21 protein-coding genes are annotated in these 19453 nt (G+C 35.8%); 5 read left to right on the top strand and 16 right to left on the bottom strand.

The features are described from left to right. Positions 1-3: 3 nt before the first annotated feature. From AAGD91_RS04075 to AAGD91_RS04010, 14 genes are all read right to left on the bottom strand, one after another. Positions 4-456, bottom strand: coding sequence for a PAAR domain-containing protein (locus AAGD91_RS04075; protein ID WP_341820708.1), 453 nt, complete (start codon positions 454-456; stop codon positions 4-6). A gap of 39 nt (positions 457-495) precedes the next feature. Beyond that, a complete protein-coding gene (locus AAGD91_RS04070; RefSeq protein WP_341820707.1) occupies positions 496-1065 on the bottom strand; it encodes a phage baseplate assembly protein V in 570 nt (189 codons plus the stop codon). Further along, positions 1055-1582 carry a hypothetical protein gene (locus AAGD91_RS04065; protein ID WP_341820706.1) on the bottom strand — a complete coding sequence of 176 codons (528 nt, stop codon included), beginning with the start codon at positions 1580-1582 and terminating at the stop codon, positions 1055-1057. Before AAGD91_RS04065 ends, AAGD91_RS04070 begins: the two co-directional genes overlap by 11 nt. Continuing rightward, positions 1563-2060, bottom strand: a complete 498-nt coding sequence (locus tag AAGD91_RS04060) for a phage tail protein (RefSeq protein ID WP_341820705.1) — start codon at positions 2058-2060, stop codon at positions 1563-1565. The genes AAGD91_RS04065 and AAGD91_RS04060 overlap by 20 nt, the downstream gene beginning before the upstream one ends. Beyond that, a complete protein-coding gene (locus AAGD91_RS04055; RefSeq protein ID WP_341820704.1) occupies positions 2053-2373 on the bottom strand; it encodes a hypothetical protein in 321 nt (106 codons plus the stop codon). Before AAGD91_RS04055 ends, AAGD91_RS04060 begins: the two co-directional genes overlap by 8 nt. Before the next feature lie 83 nt (positions 2374-2456). Further along, positions 2457-3461 (bottom strand): major capsid protein, encoded by a 1005-nt coding sequence (locus AAGD91_RS04050; protein ID WP_341820703.1) that lies wholly within the window; start codon positions 3459-3461, stop codon positions 2457-2459. A 26-nt stretch (positions 3462-3487) separates the two neighbouring features. Continuing rightward, positions 3488-3847, bottom strand: coding sequence for a head decoration protein (locus AAGD91_RS04045; protein ID WP_341820702.1), 360 nt, complete (start codon positions 3845-3847; stop codon positions 3488-3490). A 27-nt stretch (positions 3848-3874) separates the two neighbouring features. Beyond that, positions 3875-4942: a S49 family peptidase gene (locus AAGD91_RS04040; RefSeq protein WP_341820701.1), complete on the bottom strand. Its 1068-nt coding sequence runs from the start codon at positions 4940-4942 to the stop codon at positions 3875-3877. Next, positions 4939-6366 carry a phage portal protein gene (locus AAGD91_RS04035; RefSeq protein ID WP_341820700.1) on the bottom strand — a complete coding sequence of 476 codons (1428 nt, stop codon included), beginning with the start codon at positions 6364-6366 and terminating at the stop codon, positions 4939-4941. Before AAGD91_RS04035 ends, AAGD91_RS04040 begins: the two co-directional genes overlap by 4 nt. Then, positions 6366-6590 carry a gpW family head-tail joining protein gene (locus tag AAGD91_RS04030; RefSeq protein WP_341820699.1) on the bottom strand — a complete coding sequence of 75 codons (225 nt, stop codon included), beginning with the start codon at positions 6588-6590 and terminating at the stop codon, positions 6366-6368. Before AAGD91_RS04030 ends, AAGD91_RS04035 begins: the two co-directional genes overlap by 1 nt. Beyond that, complete coding sequence (locus AAGD91_RS04025) at positions 6583-8409, bottom strand: phage terminase large subunit family protein (protein WP_341821512.1); 1827 nt, start codon at positions 8407-8409, stop codon at positions 6583-6585. The genes AAGD91_RS04030 and AAGD91_RS04025 overlap by 8 nt, the downstream gene beginning before the upstream one ends. After that, positions 8406-9899 (bottom strand): ankyrin repeat domain-containing protein, encoded by a 1494-nt coding sequence (locus AAGD91_RS04020; RefSeq protein ID WP_341820698.1) that lies wholly within the window; start codon positions 9897-9899, stop codon positions 8406-8408. The genes AAGD91_RS04025 and AAGD91_RS04020 overlap by 4 nt, the downstream gene beginning before the upstream one ends. An 18-nt stretch (positions 9900-9917) precedes the next feature. Continuing rightward, on the bottom strand, positions 9918-10388 hold the full coding sequence (locus AAGD91_RS04015; protein WP_341820697.1) for a hypothetical protein: 471 nt from the start codon (positions 10386-10388) through the stop codon (positions 9918-9920). A gap of 132 nt (positions 10389-10520) precedes the next feature. After that, positions 10521-10991: a hypothetical protein gene (locus AAGD91_RS04010; protein ID WP_015587746.1), complete on the bottom strand. Its 471-nt coding sequence runs from the start codon at positions 10989-10991 to the stop codon at positions 10521-10523. An 897-nt stretch (positions 10992-11888) separates the two neighbouring features. Here AAGD91_RS04010 and AAGD91_RS04005 point away from each other — a divergent pair. From AAGD91_RS04005 to AAGD91_RS03985, 5 genes are read left to right on the top strand one after another with little or no spacing between them, the layout of a single operon-like run. After that, positions 11889-12380, top strand: coding sequence for a sigma-70 family RNA polymerase sigma factor (locus AAGD91_RS04005; protein ID WP_341820696.1), 492 nt, complete (start codon positions 11889-11891; stop codon positions 12378-12380). Between the two features lie 51 nt (positions 12381-12431). Continuing rightward, positions 12432-13229, top strand: coding sequence for an ATP-binding protein (locus tag AAGD91_RS04000; protein WP_341820695.1), 798 nt, complete (start codon positions 12432-12434; stop codon positions 13227-13229). 23 nt (positions 13230-13252) lie between these two features. Beyond that, a complete protein-coding gene (locus tag AAGD91_RS03995) occupies positions 13253-13741 on the top strand; it encodes a hypothetical protein (RefSeq protein WP_264337671.1) in 489 nt (162 codons plus the stop codon). Further along, complete coding sequence (locus tag AAGD91_RS03990) at positions 13738-14964, top strand: AAA family ATPase (RefSeq protein ID WP_341820694.1); 1227 nt, start codon at positions 13738-13740, stop codon at positions 14962-14964. The genes AAGD91_RS03995 and AAGD91_RS03990 overlap by 4 nt, the downstream gene beginning before the upstream one ends. A 22-nt stretch (positions 14965-14986) precedes the next feature. Further along, a complete protein-coding gene (locus AAGD91_RS03985) occupies positions 14987-17002 on the top strand; it encodes an AAA family ATPase (RefSeq protein WP_341820693.1) in 2016 nt (671 codons plus the stop codon). A 12-nt stretch (positions 17003-17014) separates the two neighbouring features. On the opposite strand, the gene AAGD91_RS03980 is transcribed toward AAGD91_RS03985, so the two are convergent. Continuing rightward, positions 17015-18124 (bottom strand): hypothetical protein, encoded by a 1110-nt coding sequence (locus tag AAGD91_RS03980; RefSeq protein ID WP_341820692.1) that lies wholly within the window; start codon positions 18122-18124, stop codon positions 17015-17017. Next, the gene (locus AAGD91_RS03975; protein ID WP_341820691.1) at positions 18090-19286 is read right to left on the bottom strand and encodes a hypothetical protein; all 1197 of its coding nucleotides are present in this window, start codon (positions 19284-19286) and stop codon (positions 18090-18092) included. Before AAGD91_RS03975 ends, AAGD91_RS03980 begins: the two co-directional genes overlap by 35 nt. Between the last annotated feature and the right edge of the window lie 167 nt (positions 19287-19453).

Raw genomic sequence — 19453 nt, 5'->3', positions numbered from 1 at the left:
TATTTACCCTGCAAAAACGTTATCACTCCCTTCTTCTGCTATCGCTCCACAGGAAATTAGGTCACCAGTACGAGCAATGGCTTTGCCATTTACAAACACTGAATCTGACCCCTCAAGAAGGAATTGACTAATATGTGGTGGCTTATAAGGGTCTGTTGATGCATGTTGTGACCATTCATCTCCTCGACGATGCACAGGCCTACCATTTACAAACACATTACTGCTTCCTCCTATACCAGGGCTTTGTAAATAATCTCCATGTTGGTTACACACATCACCAAAACGAATAACTTTTCCCTGTTTTGCCAAACTTAAATCTTTGTCTGATTCTGAAAGTCGTTTTTGCCCTAACAATGAACCTCTTGTTTCCTCCTCTCTTCTTGACTCATCTTCACATCCTGATTCATATCCACTTAATTCTGATGTTTGAGAGGTATTATCAATATCACCAATCATAATACCCTTATCATTATTAGCTCTAACATTTTTCTCCGGCTAGTTTAAATCTATTTTTTTTGCATTTAACTTAATGCCACTCTCAGTAATCTCTAGACTTGAGTTCCCAACCTGTAAGACAATCTTTTCATCAGTTATATTTGAACTTGATCTTCCCGTTTTCAAAATAACTTTCTTACTGGTCACTTCCATTTGCGTTTCTTTCACTGTAAAAACAAGCATTCCTTCTTCCTTGACAGAAACTGTAAACTTATGGCTATTTCGGTTATAGTAAACAATTGTTCCATCTTTAAAAACAAAACCGCTTACTTCTTCCTTACTTCCCTCTGGAGGAGGATATTTTTCATAATAAATTGCAGATAGGACAATCCCTTTAGCAATTTCACCAGACGGCGAAAGTACTATCACCTGTTCTCCAATACTTGGTGCAAACCAACTTCTATTTTCTCCAGCTCTTGCTGTTACCCACGGCAACCAGTCTGTTAATATATTACCTATCGTTTTTACACGCACCTTAGCCATGCCACAGTCCACTTCTTCCACTGTGCCAAGTCTAACCAAGTTATCCAACTTTCTTGGTAAATCTGCATCTTTAAAACTATTCATCATTTTTGCCAACCTTTACATATTTATGCTTATTAGCAACTCCAATATCAGGCGTAAACCCAATGTAAACAGTACTCAGCGGAATACTACTCTCTGCCCATACTGAATCACCAAGATGTAATTCATGCACCCACTCTACTATCCACACTAAATATGCATCGAGCTCTGGCCTAAAATCATCTCCCCCTCCTGAGATAAATTCTCCTGGTGAAATTTTTTCCACTTTCCAAGTGTTTTTATTTACCACTCTTGCTACTTCTGCCGCCAATGATCTGACAATAATAGGTGCATTTTCTATTGTGCTATCGATCACTATTCGTGCCTCAAATTTTGCTCTCAGCGCTAGCTCCTCTGTTCCTGGATCTTTTCCTTGCTCTAGACTTGACAATTCTATAAATACCGCTGGAGCTGCTAACTCTTTCCTTATTGCTGGATAAACCTCACAAGTTTGAATTGCTGGTATCTCTGCCTTTAGCGTATTACAGATTGCCTCATGTAAATTAGTCCAAAATGCCGTCATAAAATAACTCATGTGTAAAATATTTTTCAAATATCCTTTCAACTTCATAATTAACAAGATTTTCTATTATCCTTGAAGCCTCAGGTTCAAGTGGTAGTTTAACTTCCTGTATTGGCAGTGCTGTTTTTCCTTCACGTTTTAAAATACCATGATAGCCTCTTGGCATCGTTGCCATAAATGCATCATTAAATGCTGTTCTTATTTTTGCTTGTTTTATATTTCTCATTCTCACATCATACAGATATGCTCTAATTAAAACCTTCAAAGTGCTTTTCCTTGCCTTGATAATTCTTAGTCTTTTTCTAATTACTTTTAGCCTAATTTGCTTTTCTTCACTGATTTCTCGGACAGCCTGAGATTTTAACCATAATGCCGTTTTGTTTAGCGCTCTTACCGCTGCCAATTCTATTTTGGCTTTGTTAGCATCAATGTTGTGAATAATTCTCTCAATATTTTCATTAACCTCAATGTTAAACATCCTTCTCTCCAAGTACTGTACATTTTATATTCCATACTATTCCTGAATTATCTCGCAGTGGTGGAGAATATACTTTATATTTACGACCATCAATAACAAAAATATCTCCCACCATTGGCCTCAGTACATCAAAAATATTTACCTCAAGAAAAAGCATCTCTCCCACAAATTGTCCTTCACCAATCTCGTATAATTTATCTGGCTGTTGCTTTAATACCTGTACCATATATGACTTATCCTTTGATTTATAACAAGCCACTTCTCCTAAATGGGCAAAACAATCTTTAAATAATCTCTTAATATTCTCTTGCACATTTCTCCGCTATATACTAACATTTACATGCTAAGAAGAGGTAAAGCATTCTTCTGCCTCACACCGCTTTATATTTGCTCTACCTATGTTGCAACGATCTTGACTAGTATTGCTGGACGGTGGCACATTGGCAGAGGGTTTGACTGCGTATGCAAATCAGTCCCTCTATCAAATCTTCTTGGCTCTTGTTTTGCATATAGTGGCTGCCCAAGAGTATTTACTGTCTCATTAAAGTCTGCTGGTGCAAAATATGTTGTAAATGTGCTCGCTGTTCCTAGTGGAAAACAATGCCCTGTATCTTTCTCAATAAATCTTCTCACGGTTCCTTCAGGATCAATTGCTTGTCCTCTATATTCCTCAAACGTTATACCACAAAACGTAAATCCTGACCTCATATCATTCCTTAGCGCTGCACCTTCTTGCCATCTTTCATATGCTTCTTTCACTTTACTATGCGAAGTTAATGCATCAAAAAACTCAGGGCTTACCAAGGCATGAATTCCAGTCATATATTCACCACTTAGGTTATCTTCTATGTGCCTCAATACCTCCATACACTTACGTTTTACATCTGTTATTGCTGTTCCTAGTGCAAAATTTACTACTTTTGGCGTAATTTCAAATTCGTTGTACAGATTTAATAATTCACTGCCATCTGCGTCCAGAATAATCCCTTTCAGCGCTCCCATTCGCAAATGCTCTAACGTTATTGCATGTTTGTTTCTCATTAGCTGTAAATGATCGGTTATTACATCTGCCAGCGCTTTAAGTTCACTCTCTGATCCAAAAGCTCTTATTCCTTGTACTTCTTCTGGCAGCACTACATCATCATGCGGAATGTGCGGAATCGTAAATGTTCTTACCTTTCTTTTTCCTCTTTTTCCTACTGTTGCTGGTGCTCCGGGTACTTGCGTTGGTAGTAAACTTAACACTCCGTTGTGTTCTTCTATCGTAATATGTCTAAATCTTACTGACCTACTTGGAAATAAATTTAAATTTTCAACTCGTCCATAATTTATCGGCAATATATTTATCGCATTTGTTAGTGCCGTCATGCTAAATGCTGTATTTGTAAATGGATTTTGCATTTTTTTCTCCCCCTTATTAATTTAAGTTACACTCCCTTGCGGACAATGATCCCTCGTGCTTCAAGTTGCTTTATTGCTGCAGCTTTCTGCTCTTCAGTGATATTTGCTGGCCATACAACTGCATGATCGGCTAACACTGCTATACGTGTAATGATTACTGCTTTGGTTGCGTTTACATCACTTGTTATTACACCTATCGCTGTTTGTGTGTCATCTGTGGCAGTTGGATTTATCACCTTAATCATGTTGTCTTTATCACGACCAACAACTGTACCAAGTTTAAGATTTTGACCTTTAGCTACTGCTATTGAGTCTCTTGAATACAGGCTTGATGCCTCATACTTTAATAAGTCACCTAGATTATTTTGTTCGGTTATAGTACTCATTTTGCTTTTCTCCTTTTGTTATATATTTTAAATGCCTGATTGCGCACGACTTTTCGCTACCTGCATCATCAACTCTTCTCCTGAATTCTGTGGTATTGCACTCAGTATCTCTGTCTTTTTCGTTCGCTCTGCAAGTAATTCCATTAAAACCTCCCTTGCTTGCTCAACACTTACGCCCTGCTCAATAAATTCTCCTATTTTCTCTGGCATTCGTGATAAGTTACATAAACGTATTAATTCAAGAACTTCAGTACGATACTTAGTTAAATTATTAGTTTCTTCTTTTAGGTCAGTTATAGTTTGTTCGTTCATAGTAATACTCCTGTTTTTATTAATAGATTTAAGCTCTGAAAGAATTGTAATTCCATCTGCAAGACCTATTTCTACTGCTTTCTCGCCAAAATATAGCCCTGCTTCTGTTGATTTTATTGCCTCTACAGAAAGGTTTCTATTGCGTGCTATTAGCTCAACCAGCATTCCATATAAACGATTCACTTCGCTTTTTAGATTTTCTAAACTCTCAGAAGTTATTGGCTCATGTGGATTTAAATCATTTTTTCTACTTCCTGCAAACACTGTGGTATATTTTATTCCCTGTTTTTCATCAAACCCACTTTGATCTATATGACTTGCTATTACTCCTATGCTTCCTACTCCTGAAGTTCTACTCACAAATACCTTTTCAGCGCTAGAAGCTATAGCGTACGCTGCAGAATATGCATCATCATTTGCTATCGCTATTATCCTCTTTTTTCCCCTTGCACTGTAAATAAAATCAGCAAGGTCAAACACTCCATTGACCTCTCCTCCAGGACTGTCTATATCCAACAGGATTGTTTCTATATCACTATCTTCTATTGCTTGTGTAATTTGTGCTTCTATTTGATTATAGGAAGTCATTCCAAAAATATCATCAAAAGTTTCTGACTTTTTTGTCAAGATTCCATGTATCGGTATTATTCCTCTTTCACTATTTCTTACTGCATGTTTTATATTTTTAAAGATAGGCTGCTTTCCTGTTTGTAGTGACAGTAATTCAAAGCTCCTTGGTTCTACCATTACACATCTGTTTAGCCATATTGTTTGTTGTTTCATATCACCTCTTGATTGGCCGTAACGTCAGAATCAAAACTTAAGCCCAGTTCACTTGCACGTCTTTGATCTTCAGCAATTTCCTGCTCAATTTCTTCTACATCGTAACCCATTTCTGATACTACTTCTGATCGACTCTTAAATCCATTTCTTACTGCCATTTGCTGTGCTTGCTGATCTTTTAGCGGATCGACCCAATCAAATCCCTGTGGTATCCATTTTACTTCTTTTTTTGCTCCTTCTTTTCCCTTTGTCCATTCTTCACCTATGTCTAGCTCTCCAGAAAGTAGTGCTAACTCTAACCACCTATCCCATACAGGACGGCAAAACTGAAATACCATAATGTTATGCTGTAACATCGTGCACCTCCTGCGAAACTCTATCAATCCTGCTCGAATGGATGAATAATTAACGCCTGTTAAATCTCCTGTTAGCTGTTCATATGTTATCCCTGTACCTATTGCTATTGCCCTGAGTTGCTGTCTCATAAACGCTTCATAACTTCCTCCTACATCTGACGGCTCTGAAAATTTTATATCTTCTCCTGGGTCTAAAAGCTGCATTGTTCCAGGTTCTAGGCCAGATAGTGCTATTCCTTGCTCATTACTTTCACCTTCTCCCATGATATTTGCTTCAGGATCAAGTCTCGTAATAAACCCTGCAAACATCGCTGCTGTTTTCTTTCTTACCAGCTCTGCATCGTCGTATTGATCAAGCTCATAGAGCTTTAGCAGTATATTAGAAAGCCATGGCTCTCCTCGGATCTGACCAGGTCTTAGTGGTCTATAAATATGTAAAACATCATTTGCTGGCACTCTCACTGACTCTCCAAATGAGCCTTCTCCTGGATGTTCTCTAAATAAGTAATATGCCTCTCTTTGCCCAACCCTGTTAAACTCAATCCCGTTTCTTATTACATTACCATTTGCTAAAGTTTGATTTGTTTTATTATCTAAGTGTTCAGATTCAAGCACTTGTAATTGCAACGGTACACACAGACCATCTCCAGGTTTTCTTGTTCTTAACCGTATGAAACATTCCCCGCCTTCTATCATGCTCCTACAAACCAGTGCTTGCAGTCCATAAAAATCATTTACTCCACTACTGTCTGCTTCATCTGTCCATCTCAGCCATAACTCTTGCACTCTTTTCCGAAACTCTGGATCTTTAGCTTTTGATTGCGGTTTTATTCCTGTTCCAATCGAGTTACTTACTATTGTATCAATGATATTTGCTGCATATGGATTTTTTCTTACCATATCACGAGAGCGGCTACGCAAGTGCTCAAGGCTTTGAGAGAGTAAATTATTTATGCTTCCCGTTTCTCCTTGCCAATACATTACCCTTCTTCCTGAGCCAGATGCATCCCAGGCTGAGCTTTTGATTTTTGGCTTGCTAAATAGTTGTTTGAATGATTTTAGTAACATTACAAAACTCCCTTGTTAGTAGCAAAAATAATTTTCCTCTTCGGCTTCATTCCAACAATCTTTAGTTCAGCCTTAATACGTTGTCTTAAGCTTAGTAAATCATTTATATCTACTTCGGCATATCTTACCACATGGTCACCATATGCAATTGATACTACTCTTTCGCCACTTTGCAGCTTCTTTATTGCTTGTTCAACCTGAAACAAATACTCTTCGTTATACATTTTCCAACCACTTACTCTGTCTCACTTTTTTAGGTTTTTTACTTTCTGGTTTTTCACTTAAACTACTCCATTTAACCTCTTGCCATCTATCAATCCCCAATGCTATCGATGCTGCTCTTGCGTAAATTCGGCAATCTAGTACTTCATTTCTTTCTCTTACCTTTTGCCACTCCTGTTTGGTATAACCTTTCACTACCTTGCTGACTAATTGCTCTGCCGTTAGCTGTTTAAAATATTCAGGTGTATACTCGGGAAAATGACAATATCCTGCTGGTACTTTCTCTTCTTCTTTTAAAACATTAAGTAATTGAAAAAGTTCTGACTTTAATATTGATACTCCTACTGGCCATAACTTTATTCCTCTTTTTAACTTTTGACCACCAACTGTTATATCTACTCTGCTTGGGCTACTAAGTGGCACTAGCGCTTTATTTACACCTTTCACTGCCATTACTCTTCCAGAGCCCTGATGACCTCTTACCCAGTTGTATACTTCCTGTGTTGCATACCCAGCATCAACCGCCATCATACTTATCATATATTCAAGACCATTTTCACCGATAAAATGATGACTCAGAAGCTCTGAAAGCTTTTTCCATACTTCTCCACTTCCTGTATCTCCTTCAAATACTCGGTAGTCTATTGACCAATTTTCACGGCTTTTTCCCCATGCTACAACTTCTACTTCTAAACGATCTTTTTGGACATCTACTCCTGCAGTAAGTACCACTTCTCTCCTAGGTACTGTGCCTACGGGAAAAAATTCTCTCCTGTTAAATAATTGCTTCCAGTCTGGTACTTCTCCTTTATCTACCCAAGTTTCTCCTAAGGTGGTATTTATCCAAACTTTTAGTAATTGTTCACTTTCTTTTGCATGGAGAAAATCTTCTACTGCTTGAGTCCAGCTATACCACCCAACTGGACTATAAAGACTTGAAAGATGAAATCCTTTTTTCTCACCTTTTACTCTATTAGTAGGTCTCCATTCTCCACGTTCAAGCATCTCTGTCTTTTGATGATTTTCTATCTTTTCACCACATTCTATACATATATAGTGTGCTGTATTTGGATTTTTATCTTCCCATTTAATTTGTGGCCATTTTAATATTTGGTAATAATTACAATGTGGACATGGTACAAAAAAGTATCTCTTATCTGTTGCTTCAAATTCTTTCTCAATTCTGCTTATTCCATGAATCGTTGGTGTCGATACTAAAAAAATCTTTCGACGTGCAAATGTATTAGTTCGAGCAATACTAAGCAGTACTGGATCTCCTTCTCCTCCTGAATCTCCTGGATACGCATCAATCTCATCAAGAAAGAGATACTTTACTGGCATAGATCTCAGTCCTACACTGCTGTTTGCTCCAGTTATTACTACAATTCCACCTGGAAATTCCTTACTTTGTACAGTATTGCCTGAGTCTCTTGACCTTGGGTCTTTTACTTTACTCTTTAAACATGGCGTACTCTCTATTAACGGCGCAAATCTTCCTTTTGACCAACGTTTTCCCATTTCAACTGTTGGCTGTACTACCAGCATTGGACCAGGAGTCTGATCTATGATGTAGCCAATCCAATTGTTACCAGCTTCTGTTCCCCCAATCTGCGCTCCTTTCATGAATACTACTTTTTCTGTTGGTGAGGACGGAGAAAGTGAATCCATGATTTCTTTTAAATAAGGAGTTCTTTCCGTTCTCCATTTACCTGGCTCTGATGCTGCAGTTGCTGCTAAAACTCGATACTCATTTGCCCACTCTGATACTTTAAGCTGCGGATCTGGTCTTAAACCTTCAGAAAAAGCTCTAGCGTATATCATTGTCTGCATCTACTCATAATTGGTTCTATCTCAATATTGTTAACAGTAGAGTTTATTCCTCCACACTCCTCCAATTCCATAAACACCTTTTTCTGAAATTCGTTTTCTATATATCTTTTGCTCACCTCACTTATCATTATTGCTATAACAAGCGCAAATATCCCTGTTATTGTTGCAAAAATGATTGCACTGCTTATTGTTGTTGTTATCAACCCTATATATACTGCTACTGCTGTTGCGCTGACTGTAGTATAGATGCAGATAATATTATTATGTTTTTTCGTCCTTTTATCTGCTATTTCTCTCTGTGCTATATATTTATTATGAAGGGTTGGAAAATTAACAACGGTATCTCTGCAGAGCAAAGACCCATTTTTTTCAGTAAACAAAACTTTAAGTAACTCTAAATTGTTTGATTTGATTGCTAAGTGCAAAACAGGTGTATAATTTGCTCCTTTTTTCAGCAATAACTTTACTACATGTAAATGCCCTTTTTCTGCAGCAAGATAAATCGGTGATAGACCTTTATTATTTACAATATCAATATTGATTTCTTCTTTTAAAATTGCATCTACAATCTCAATTTCTCCTCTTTGTGCAGCTAAATGGAGTAGACTATTCTTTTCAGAACCGTATTTATTACTCATCAAAGCCTTCTTTATCTCAGGTTTAGCGTAATCAAATGGTGTTTTACCGCTATCGTCTTTTACCAGAGGGTCTATATCTTCTCGCGTTAGTAAAACTTCTATTGTTTTCAGTCTTTCAGCATAATGTAGTGGTGTTTTATTTTCATAGTCTTGCAAATTGACTTGAGCATTAGGCTCCTTTATTAAGGATTTGAGGATATCAAGACATAAGTCTCTTTCATCGTAATTAGTATTACTTACAGCTATATGCACAGGTGACAATTTCATTGAGTTTTGTCCTACACGTGCGCTATTTACATCTGCTCCTAGCTCCAGTAATAACTTTACTATCTCCAATTTTTTGTTGTTAACTGCATAGTGCATTGGTGTCTGATTTCGTGCATCAAAAACCTCAATTTCAGCATTTCCTTCTCTTATCAAAATCTTTACAACTTCTGCATGTCCTATGCCTGCTGCTAGATGTAATGGAGTATGATGCAGAGCATTTCGTGCATTAACGTCAATACCTTTTCTGATCAAATATCTCACTGCATTAACTTCACCTATCATTGCGGCCAAATGAAGTAAGCTATCTTGTTCTGACCCGTATTTGTTATTAATTAGCGCTTGTAATATCTCTGCTTTTTTCCCTTCTTTGGCGTAATCAAGAGATGTTTTACCATCATTATCTTCTACAAAAGGATTGATATTCTTTTTTGTGAGTAGCAGATCTACCATGCTTAATTCGTCAAACTCTATAGCGCAATGTAGTGGTGTCTTTCCATTTAATCCTCTAACATTAACATCTAATCCAGGTTGATTGATGAGACACTTTATTAACTCTAAACTTAAGTTATCAGTCATTTTATATTCAAAATCTTTTTATATTTGAAATTTAGTGTTAGATAATTCTTGGAGTGAGCTTGTAATCTCTTCAGTTAGCGTCTGATGAATCTTTTCAGTATCGCTCAGTGATGCAAGCAGCGCTGAAACTCTATTTGGAATATTAAGCAAATTATTACGGACAACTCTTGCTACGTTAAATGCTTCAGTTTTTACCTCTTCAATTGACACAAATTTGCCTATTTCAGCTTTCACTTTAGCTTCCAAAGGTTTACCACGCTCCGTTTCATTTTTTATTCGCGTTTTTAGCAATATCGTTGAAAGTTTTTCTCCGCGCTCTTTTCTCCTAAGTGGTTGACTTGGATCTCTTATTGCTGCTACCGCTTCATTTGCTTGTTCTCGGTCAATAAGTCCATCTTCCAGCTCAACTATTCCTTTTTTTACTAAAGAACAGACATATTGCCTCGAAAACCCTTTTTCCCTTGCCCACTCTGCTTGCGTAATTCTCACCTTTTTTTCTCCTTTTTAGCACTGCTCAGCTATAATTTCGTAAGTAGTTAACATTTGAAATATGTCTAACGCTAAAGAAGGCCCGAGGTCGGGACCACCAAACCCGCCAGCCTGGCCAAAAGGACCCACTTTTTATGATATTTCCAACGTATTAAAATCTTTACTAAAATTCATAACATAGAACATTAATGCTAAAGAATCTGCTTCATTATCATCTGTTGGACAAAAACCCTTTTCCTGCACTGCTTCAATTACATCAGCTTTACTTGCATTGCCCTTGCCAGTTATAAAACGTTTAATAGTCTTAACCGAAACACCTTGATAGGGAATATTACTTTCTTCGCACCAAGCAGAAAGGTGTGCTAAAAACCCTCCATAGATATGTGCAGCATCAGTTCCCAAGTGTCTTCTCACTTCTTCAAAGTATACAACTTCAATGCCTGGAAATTTATACTTAAGTGAATTAAGCCAATTACGAAAATTTAAAAACTGCATTCCACCACCACTAAACCTGCTAACATGAAAACTCTTACTTCCACTTTGCACTATTCCATCATTTAAAATAGTCCAGCCGGTTTGTTTGCCAAGATCTAGGGTGAGCATTTCCTTTCAATTGCCGAGTACATATATATACAAGATTTGAAAAAATTACGTCCAAAAAATCTTTAATTTTCGAAATTTAACAACTAAAAACTAACATAAAAACTCTTTTACAGCCAGTTTGTTTACCAAGATCCAGTGTGAGCATTTCCTTTCAATTGTTGTGTACATATATATACAAGATTTGAAAAATTTTCGTCCAAAAAATCTTCAAATTTTTAGGAATTTTTTTTATAATTCTTGAATTTGAAGACCTTTCAAACGGGTTTCTCTACTTTTAGAGGTTTTTATTATTCTACTCTTATATTTTATATGTTTTTATATATGTGTATATTTTTATATATGTATTATATATATATTATATATAAGGGTTTCAGGAAGCTAGAATCCTCCATATTGGCGGACTTCAGATATGCCGTTCCTAGGAACGGTTTTAGGAACGCATGGTGAAAACCCGCCATACAGGCTAATTCTAGATTCCTGATTCCTAATTCCTGATTTAGGAAGCCAGTAATTAGGAACGGAACTTAAGGTTATAGAGAGCATACTTTTCAACTATTTTCCTCTTAAAAATTTAAGCTATTCTTTTAATAGCGAAATCCACATTTTTAGCTCTTTAGGTGATATTGAATTTCAAAATATGAAATTCTTATATATTTTTAATATAACTTTAGGAAGCCTGAGCTACCCATTCTTAAAAATATTGAAATCCATTTAAAATAGATTCCAAAAACCTAAACTGTATTATTTTAAATTGCATCAGTATTATTCTCAAAAAAAAATAACAGAATATCAATAGATTAAAAATCGCATCAGTATTATTTATTTTTGCTCCTGTCCTACATAATAGCATTAATAACTCTCATCCTTAAAAGCATCAATTTGTTTTTAAGGAAAGTTATGAAATTACAAAACTACCATATAGTTATTAAAAATGTAAAATATCAAGCTTATAGACTGAAACTTGCTAAGTGCTTTATTAATGAAGCTCACGAAGATCTTGAGCAAGAACTCTTCTGTGAAATTTGGCCATATCTTGACCAGCATGATGAAGACAAAAGTAGCTTTAATACCTTTGTAGCAAGATTAACTGAAAATAAAGCTATTAACTTGCTAAAGAAACAGCGATGTGCAAAACATGATATCAACAATTACATTAGTATTGATGTAACAGAGCTATTTGAGGGTGAAATAACAAAACGCATTGATGTAGACTATATGATCTCGGTTTTACCAAAGGAATGGCAAAATATATGTGAGCAACTTAAATTTTTTAACTTACATGAAGTTGCCAAAATGAACAACGTTTCAAGAACCACTTTAAACAATATTATCAAGAAGATACGTGCCAAACTTTCTCCTATTTACTACGAAGGCAAAAAGAAAAATTGAACAAAATTTTTGCCTTTCTTGTATATATATACATCGTAGCATGGATAAATAATGGTTCTTAAAATTTTGAATAATAATGAAAGATTGCAAACAATATCAACTGTAAAAATGGTCATCTTTGGTCCTTATGGTATTGGTAAAACAAGTCTCCTAAAGACCGTAGATGAACCAACACTTTGCCTTGATTTTGAAGCAGGGCTTCTTGCTGTTCAAGATTGGCAAGGAGATTCAATTAGTCTTCGCACTTGGAATGAAGCTAGAGATATTGCTTGTCTTATAGGGGGGCCTAATCCTGCGCTGAAGTCTGATCAAGCATATAGCCAAAGACACCATGAACATGTATCTGGTAAGTACAAAGATCTTTTCTCTGAGTTTTCTAAATACCAATGCATCTTTGTAGATAGTATAACCGTTGCTTCACGTTTATGTCTATTATGGGCAAAAATGCAACCTGAAGCTTTTTCTGAGAGATCGGGAAAACAGGACATGAGAGCTGCCTATGGATTACTTGCTCAGGAGATGATGGCTTGGCTCAATCAATTTCAACACATCAGAGACAAAGACATCATCATAGTTGGCACTTTAGGTCAATATCTCGATGACTTCAATCGTCCAATTTGGCTACCTCAATGCGAAGGAACTAAAACTGCTAGTGAAATTCCTGGAATAGTTGACGAAGTAATCAGTATGGTTGGAATCAAGAAAGATGATGGAACGGAGAAGCGCTCTTTTGTTTGCCACACTTTAAATCCCTGGGGATACCCAGCTAAGGATCGTAGTGGACGTCTGAGTATGGTTGAAGAACCACACTTAGGTAAGCTGCTTACAAAGATTAAAAGCAAGTTTTAAAATTTAAACATGGAGAGTGATATATGTTACAAAACCTATTAACTGATTTTAACACTGTAAAACCGCAAAGTAGACTAATACCTAAAGGTACAATAGTAAAGGTAAAAATGACAATCAAGCCTGGAGGTTATGAGCATTGGTTTACTAAAAGCCCCACTACCGGTAGCATTTATTTAAATACAGAATTTACCGTTATTGAAGGTCTATATGAAAAGCATAAGATTTACCAAATAATTGGTATTAAAAGTAGTAAAGCAGAAGATACTTGGGGAGAAATGGGTCGCTCTATGCTTCGCAGTATCTTGGAATCAGCGCGTGACATTCATCCACATGATAACTCAGAAAGTGCAATCCTTGCTCGTAAGCTAAATTCAATTGCAGAATTAAATGGCTTAGAGTTTACAGTAAAGGTAGGTGTTATAACTGATGAATATGGAGAGAAGAACAAAATTGCTTCGGTAGTTACTCCAGAATACCGCAAAAATTATGAAATTGACAGAGTACCATTTTGAAGTACGACGAGGAAAAGCTTTGGTCTGCTGTCGTTACTAGAGGTATTCAGGACGCAGTAGGAAAAAACCCAAAGCTAAGAGAAGAAGCAATTAATTGGCTGAATTCAAAATCTTTTGAAACTGTTTGTGAGCTAGCTAATCTCAACTTTACACGTATGAAAAATATGTATGGGAATTTTATGTCTAAAAAGCAAAAAGAGTTAAAGATGTTATTGATTGATAATATCAAGGAGTGTGTTTCTTACCTACTTCCAAATGGTGAGTTTTACCGAGAAAAAACTTATATTGGAGACTTAAATGGAAATACAATTACAGTTAAAATAGTAGGTAAGGAAGCTGGTGATTGGCGTAATTTTACTGAAGGAACTGGTGGTGATATTATTGATCTTTGGATTTTAATTAAGGGTGATATATATTCTGCTAGAAAGTGGCTCAATAAAAAATCAAAGAGTGGAGAAAAAAAAGGGGGGAAAAGAGAAGAAAAAATATTTTCTGTAAAGCAGTACTTAAGTGATCAATCACCAATACCAGAAGATATAATAGCTCCACGAATTCTCACTCCAGGTGGTCTTTTAGTCATTGGTGGTACTCCAAAGGTTGGCAAAAGTTATTTTCTTCTCTCTTTGCTTGCACATCTTGCAGCAGGAGTGTCGTTTCTTAAGATGAAGTCAGCAAGGCCACTAAAAATAATCTATCTGCAAAATGAGATGGAGTATAATTACATCAGGGAACGCATACAACAAATCATAACTAATCAAAGGCTACCAAATCTAGCAGAAGAAAACTTGATTGTTACTACAAAGATGAGATTAACTTTAAATGATGAAGGTATAGAGAGAATAAAAGAGATCATAGGGGAAAAATTTAAAACGATAGACCTTATCGTTTTGGATTCTCTTGACTATGAAAATATATTTTCTGGCCTGCAAAGCAGAATAGAAAGACTACGTTCTGTGATTAATCCTACAGCTGGAATAATTATCACACGTCATACCAGAAAAGTATCCACAGCTACATTAGCAAAAAGTCCTTTTCAAGCTTTAATTGGTGCTAATGCTTTAAGAAGCTTTTATACATCTGGTATGGTAATGTTTCAACCAAATAAACGTGCAAATGTCTTGCAAGTAGTATATGAGCTAAGAAATGGTAAATCAATACCAGCAAAATTCATTAGCAGAGTAAATGGGCGTTGGCAGAACTCTAAAATTATAGCTACGACTTAACTTGTCCGCAAAAACGGATACTATGGTAGAGCTAAAGACTCAGCTTTTGCAAAATATCAGATCTTGTCTTTTTCATCTACTACCAAGAGGGACATTTCGTGGTGATAAGTTTTATGTAGGTGATGTACAGGGTAACAAAGGCAAAAGTACTGTAATAGAATTAACAGGCGAAAGAACTGGATTATGGAAAGATTTTGCAACAGGAGAAGGTGGTGACATTATTGACCTTTGGGCAACAGTACAAGGGAAGAATGCAAAAACAGAATTTCCTGAAGTAATGCTCTCAATAAGTGAATGGCTTGGCATCAAAGAAAAAAATAATATTAGAGATCTAGAACAATACCTGACTTGTAGTTGGAACTACTACGATGAAAATAACCAATTGATTGTAATAGTCTACCGTTATGATCCTCCTTTAGAGAAAAAACAGTTTAAACCATTTGATGTTAAAAAACAAAGATTCAAAGAGCCAGAGATAAGGCCACTCTACAACATTCCAGGTATTTTAAAGTCTGATAAGGTTGTTCTGGTTGAAGGAGAAAAATGCGCAGAAGCACTTATAGAGAAAGGAATAACTGCAACAACAGCAATGTTTGGAGCAAATGCGCCTATTGATAGAACAGATTGGACTCCGCTTAGAGGTAAACATGTTATCATTTGGCCAGACAACGATGAAGCAGGTAATAAATATGCCAAAAACGCTGAAAAGAAGCTTTTAGAACTTGGTGTTGCATCACTTGCTACGCTTAAGATTCCACCAAATAAACCAAGGAGTTGGGATGCTGCTGATTGTGTGTTAGAGGGAATAAATGTTTCGGAATTTATTGAAAAAAACTCAAGAAAAATAATTATTAAACCACCACTTGATATTTTCAGCTGGAGTGTAGAGCGTTTTGTAGGTCCAGTACCAAAGCAAAGATTCTTGGTTGAAGGATTATTTCCTTTGGGTGTAACCTCCATTTTGGCTGCAATGGGAGATACAGGCAAAGGTGTGCTTCTTCTTGACCTAGCCCTCAAGGTTGCAAGTAGCATAGACCAGGTGTGTGGATTTGGCCCACCTGTTACTGAACATGGTTCTGTGGTGGTATTTTCCGCAGAGGATGATACAAATGAAATACATCGTCGCTTAGAACGACTTGATCCAAAATGCGAGAGATTAAAATATAAAGATAGGCTATTTATTGTACCATTGCCAAATATAGGAGGATCATTTACCATACTTAAGAATGTTCGCGGTAAAGTTGTAGAAATATCTCCAGAATTTGAGTCGGTAATGAAGCAGCTGAGCAGAATAAAGGATTTAAAGCTCATTATATTTGATCCCCTTGCTTCTTTCATTCATGCAGATTTAAATGCTGACCCAGCAGTAGGGGATTATCTCATGTGTTTATTATCTGATTTAGCATGTAGCACTGGAGCTTCAATAATTACTGCACATCATATGAGAAAGCTGAAGGGAGAAAAGCCTATATCAACAGTAGAGCAAGCACGAGATGCTATTCGAGGTACTTCTGCTCTCGTAAATGGAGTCAGGTGTTCTTTTGCTTTTTGGCCTGTTGAGGATATAACTAAACCAATGATTTTTAGATCAATTGGAAAAATCCCAAGACAAAATGCACTATTTTATGGAGCTGTTGTTAAAGCAAATGGCCTGGCTGATCGTACTATACGTACTTATCTAAGAAATGAAGAAACAGGGCTATTAGAAGACATCACTGAACAATTAAAAGCTCAAAATACTAGTGATAAGGATCTTAAAATATATCTTATTGATTCAATTGCGCGAGCTGCTATTTCAGGACATCCATTTACTCACACAGGAAGTGCAGGAATACATAAACAACGACATAGACTGCCTGAAGTTTTTCATAGTATGGGAAGAGATAGACTAGAGTGTATAGTTCAAGAGCTTTTACAAGCAAAGCAAATAGTTAAAGGAATGGCTAATGGTTCAAAAGAAGATAAATGGCTTGATGTAAAAACAGGACCATTTGCACGTGGAGTTGGAAAATTTACTCATGGAGCTGAAAATTTTTAAAATCAGGAAATTCTATTTTTTTATAGTCAAAGTAAAAGGGTTAATACGATAACCATGTGATGATCTTTGCCAACCAAGTGTTTGTATTACATCATCACGTTCAATACTTAATCCTAATTTTTCAGCAAGTGTAGCTTTGATTGTTCTTTGCATTTTATTTAATGGTTTTCTGATTTGATGTTCTAAATCTGCTTCTAAACTAAGTCCCAAGAGTTTTTCTAACTGATTAATATTGAGAAGTGTATGTTTTTCAGGTGGTAATTCTTTTTCACAGTCATGTAAAAATTGCTTGAACAATATTCGAAAAATATTAAGACATGACACAGCTTTTTTATTTATAACTTCAACGCTATTAACATATACCATACCTTTAACTACCTGTAACTCCAAAAGCTTTGTTGGTATAATTGGTTCAACACGTTTAAGCGAAATATATGAAGCTGGTAAAACTTGCAAAGAAGTATTTTCTACTACCTCTGGTACTCCTCTTTTAGCTGCTTCTTGAAATATCTCAATTAAAGTCTTATACTGGCAAAATAGTTCTGCCATTCGCACTACATATAGGCTCAATAATAGATTAGGTATATCTTTTTTTAGAGTGATGAGAACTGTCGGATGGACTCTCAGTTTGTCTATGGTTAAAAATATCGCATCAGTACAAAAATCAAGAATTATTAGATTTACAATGCGACCTTGATTACAAATATAATAAACTCCTTTTTCCACTTTTTCCCACATAAGTCTTGAATCATTCAACTCGGTTTCAAACCAGTCTATGATTCTCTCTGTATTTAAGTATATGGATAAGAGATGAAACCTCTGTTTTTGATCAGTATTAGGAAAAATATGGCGAGAACAGTTTTCACAAATAGCATCATCACATGCTTCATCAAAGTCTGAATCGATGAAAATCTCATTACTACAACTTGGATCAACTACATTTGGCCAATCAAGATGATCTTCTTCACGAGAACAAACAATATAGTACCTTTCTTGCATTTTTATCAATCCAAGATCAAATAAGTATCTTGCTGCTTGAATGTGATTTTGACTTGGATTAACCCAAGAACTATTTGAACTTAAAAGATCAGCAATTTGCTCGTGAAAGAATTTTAAGACCATAGGATTGTTCCATATGTTTCTTTAGCTCTTCTCTTTCTTTTTTATTGAGCGGATGCTCTGAATAATAAATTTCTCCACTTGATCTGAAAGAAAATGTTACCTTTTTATTTTGAAACATTACTTTAGCTGATTGAATAGATTGTAGTATGTTGCCAATAGATGGCTTTAAAATATGTAACTCTGGTGCAATAGGATCATATGGCTTTACACTTAAAGTAAGATATGTATTACTATTTTTAAAATAATCTGACTTAAAATTTAACTCAAATATACAAATATTAGGATCAGAACCATCTATACATGCTTGAAGAAATTTATGCACTTGTAGTGGAAAGTTCTTATCCTGTATATTTACAAAAGTACATTCGCAGTTAAAATAACCACTTACAATACTATTTGCTATTTCCACAGCCTTGTTAGTATTTTTAGCACAGAGATTAACCTTTGTACCATCAAGCGAAAAATCTAAAATCATCCACTCAGGTTTATGACCATGAACAACCTTGTTTGAATTAAGTAGTAAATCTATGTCACTTCCTCGGCGTACAAACATATATATCCGATCTTGATGATGGAAAAAACCCTGCAATTGGTTTTCAAAATTTAGTATCTGCTCTACAGCTTCTCGTGACATAAATTCCTTGAATGAAGTGTTTATTTGTCTTGGTGATTTCTGTAGAGCAAATGATACGAAACCTTTCTTTTGCACTTTATCAAAGTGATAGACAGATTTTAGAAGTTCGCAATTTATGTGAAATAGTAAAAACAACAAGGATCTTTTATCGTACTTAGTATTATTTTTTATTAGGTACGATCTCATTAACTCTTGAGTGAGGGCAAATCTTGCTACTTCACTGACTGTAGCCTCAAGCTTTGTACGATCAAAGTAGCTAATGAGATAATAGTTAAAAAGAGAGTCAGAGTAACTGGTAAGTATCTTACGTTTTTGCTGAGTGGATCTATCATCATAATCTCCGTCCTGAAAAAGTTGCCCATTCAAATGATTTTTAAAGCAATGCTGAAAAATGATGCTCAGTTGTTTACCAGAAAGGGAATCTAACCAAGATTGACGTATATTAGAATCCTGAAAACGATCTAATAAAAGGTTAACAGGAACTTCTAAATCGCTTTCCCAAAATTCATGGCTTGGATGAACATTCATATTACATAAAATAAGCTATATTATACATAATATGACAATTCAAGCAAAGATTTTTTGGACATAATTTTTTCAAATCTTGTATATTTAATTAGGGAGAATTTGTGTAAACTAGATAGCTTTCTTAAATAAGGTGTGCATTGGTTTAGTTTAATAGAAGTCTCCTAACC

The organism is Wolbachia endosymbiont (group A) of Myopa testacea, from assembly GCF_964027115.1.
Classification (GTDB): Bacteria; Pseudomonadota; Alphaproteobacteria; order Rickettsiales; family Anaplasmataceae; genus Wolbachia.
This window is presented reverse-complemented; position numbering and strand designations above follow the sequence as displayed.

Bases quoted from the DNA above. Each gene is read 5' to 3' on its own strand.
- AAGD91_RS03975 (WP_341820691.1), bottom strand. From the start codon at position 19,286: ATGAATGTTCATCCAAGCCATGAATTTTGGGAAAGCGATTTAGAAGTT.
- AAGD91_RS04075 (WP_341820708.1), bottom strand. From the start codon at position 456: ATGATTGGTGATATTGATAATACCTCTCAAACATCAGAATTAAGTGGA.
- AAGD91_RS04010 (WP_015587746.1), bottom strand. From the start codon at position 10,991: ATGCTCACCCTAGATCTTGGCAAACAAACCGGCTGGACTATTTTAAAT.
- AAGD91_RS03985 (WP_341820693.1), top strand. From the start codon at position 14,987: ATGGTAGAGCTAAAGACTCAGCTTTTGCAAAATATCAGATCTTGTCTT.
- AAGD91_RS04005 (WP_341820696.1), top strand. From the start codon at position 11,889: ATGAAATTACAAAACTACCATATAGTTATTAAAAATGTAAAATATCAA.
- AAGD91_RS03980 (WP_341820692.1), bottom strand. From the start codon at position 18,124: ATGGTCTTAAAATTCTTTCACGAGCAAATTGCTGATCTTTTAAGTTCA.
- AAGD91_RS04035 (WP_341820700.1), bottom strand. From the start codon at position 6,366: ATGTTACTAAAATCATTCAAACAACTATTTAGCAAGCCAAAAATCAAA.
- AAGD91_RS04060 (WP_341820705.1), bottom strand. From the start codon at position 2,060: ATGTTTAACATTGAGGTTAATGAAAATATTGAGAGAATTATTCACAAC.
- AAGD91_RS04040 (WP_341820701.1), bottom strand. From the start codon at position 4,942: ATGAAACAACAAACAATATGGCTAAACAGATGTGTAATGGTAGAACCA.
- AAGD91_RS04025 (WP_341821512.1), bottom strand. From the start codon at position 8,409: ATGATATACGCTAGAGCTTTTTCTGAAGGTTTAAGACCAGATCCGCAG.
- AAGD91_RS04050 (WP_341820703.1), bottom strand. From the start codon at position 3,461: ATGCAAAATCCATTTACAAATACAGCATTTAGCATGACGGCACTAACA.
- AAGD91_RS04020 (WP_341820698.1), bottom strand. From the start codon at position 9,899: ATGACTGATAACTTAAGTTTAGAGTTAATAAAGTGTCTCATCAATCAA.
- AAGD91_RS04030 (WP_341820699.1), bottom strand. From the start codon at position 6,590: ATGTATAACGAAGAGTATTTGTTTCAGGTTGAACAAGCAATAAAGAAG.
- AAGD91_RS03995 (WP_264337671.1), top strand. From the start codon at position 13,253: ATGTTACAAAACCTATTAACTGATTTTAACACTGTAAAACCGCAAAGT.
- AAGD91_RS04070 (WP_341820707.1), bottom strand. From the start codon at position 1,065: ATGATGAATAGTTTTAAAGATGCAGATTTACCAAGAAAGTTGGATAAC.
- AAGD91_RS04065 (WP_341820706.1), bottom strand. From the start codon at position 1,582: ATGACGGCATTTTGGACTAATTTACATGAGGCAATCTGTAATACGCTA.
- AAGD91_RS04000 (WP_341820695.1), top strand. From the start codon at position 12,432: ATGGTTCTTAAAATTTTGAATAATAATGAAAGATTGCAAACAATATCA.
- AAGD91_RS04045 (WP_341820702.1), bottom strand. From the start codon at position 3,847: ATGAGTACTATAACCGAACAAAATAATCTAGGTGACTTATTAAAGTAT.